Source organism: Streptomyces sp. MnatMP-M17, from assembly GCF_900091995.1.
In the GTDB taxonomy this organism is placed as follows: domain Bacteria; phylum Actinomycetota; class Actinomycetes; order Streptomycetales; family Streptomycetaceae; genus Streptomyces.
This window is the reverse complement of the sequence record NZ_FMDK01001141.1, coordinates 1-1,503: the sequence shown is the minus strand read 5'-3', so window position 1 is coordinate 1,503 and position 1,503 is coordinate 1. Positions and strand designations below refer to the sequence as shown.

Annotated in this window: 1 protein-coding gene and 1 pseudogene; both read right to left on the bottom strand. The window is 73.0% G+C overall.

The genetic code is table 11. The features are described 5' to 3' along the window. Positions 1-493 (bottom strand): PucR family transcriptional regulator ligand-binding domain-containing protein (locus tag GA0115259_RS37035; RefSeq protein WP_176732782.1); only part of this gene is annotated, 493 nt, incomplete at its 3' end. 144 nt (positions 494-637) lie between these two features. Continuing rightward, positions 638-1,503: pseudogene (locus GA0115259_RS37030) on the bottom strand (ATP/GTP-binding protein); the annotation flags it as partial.

The following is a 1,503-nucleotide window of genomic DNA, read 5'->3' as shown; positions in this document are numbered from 1 at the left end:
CCACGTACACCGCGAGCCGGGCGAGCACAGCGGCGGGTCCCTCGGTGAGCGCGGCGCGGGTCAGTTCCCGCTGTGCCTCGAATCCCTCGGTGACCGCGCGGTACTGATCGGCCGCGATCGCCGCCGACACGGCCTTGCTGATGGCGAGGAACGGCGTACGGCGCGGCACTCCCAGCAGCGGCAGCCCGGCCTCGCGCGCGGCGGCGACGAGCGCCTCGGGGATGTCCTCATAGTTCACACCGAGGGCGAAGCCGAGCCCGGCGACTCCGGCGTTCACCAGCCGCTGTACATAGCGCCGCATCGCCTCGGGATCCTCGGCGTTCAGCGTCGTCGCGGTGATGAGGAGGAGCTCGCCGCCCTCCATGTAGGGGACGGGATCGGCCAGCTCGCTGGCGTGGACCCAGCGCACGGGCGTCAGGAGCCGGTCCTCTCCCGCGCGCACGGTGAGGTTGAGCGCCGAATGCTGGACGAGCGAGGCGAGGGTGGGCGGCATGGTGGAACCGTAGGGCCTTCGGCTGCGGACGGGCAGGGCGCCCGGCATATGACCGGCCACCCTGGACGACGACGGCGTCTACGACGTCCTGTATGAACGGCGTGCCTCGATTCTGCCAGCTTGTCCCACCGGGCGGCCCGGCAGTCAGCTCCGCAGATCCACCAGCAGCGGCGGCGCGTGCTCGCCGCTCACCGTGCGCAGCGACAGCACCGCGTGTCCCGCGGGCACCGAGTGCGCCAGCTCCGAGGCCGACCAGCGCTCCCGCTCGACCTTCCGCACGGTCACCGCGTCCGTTGTCACGGCCTTGCCGGTGACCAGCTTCCGGAACGCGTGGATCGCCCGGGTCAGCGGCTGATCGGCGAAGACTGTCCGCTGGGTGACGTCCCGGGTCTCCACCCACTCCGTGCCCCAGGCCTCGGCGAAGCGCTTGCCGTCCCAGGTGGTGATCCCGGAGAAGGCCATCCGGCAGCCGACGGCCCCGAGGAGCGCGGTGTGCAGCGCCTCGGGCACATCGTCGAGCGTACGCAGGGTGAGCACCGCGCCCGCGTTCGCCGACCGGAGCCGCTGGACGCCTCGCAGCGTCTCGGCGGTGAGCGTGCGGGTCGCGTCGTCCAGAACGAGACAGGCGAAGAGGGAGCGGTCGCTCCGGACCGCCGCGTTGGCGGTGAACTGGGCCAGTATCAGCCGGGCCAGCATCCGCGAGGCCTCGGCGTGCCCGCGCTCGGGCAGCTCGATGCAAACGCGCAGCGGATGCTCCAGGGTGCGCAGCGAGAACGGCCTGGTCCTGCCGGTGGTGTCGAAGAAACCGGCGAAGGCGGGCCGGTCGAGCAGCGCGACCCGGTCGGAGAGCGCACGTCCTGGATCGCCGGGCGCGCCCGACTGCCGCTCGCGCGCGTCCAGCTCACGCCGCATGGCGTGCTGCCCCTCGGCGTCGAGCCTCTCCCGCAGGGCGGCCACCGCGGCGGGCGAGCCGTCGAGCAGCTCACGCAGCTCCGGTACGGCGGGCAGGC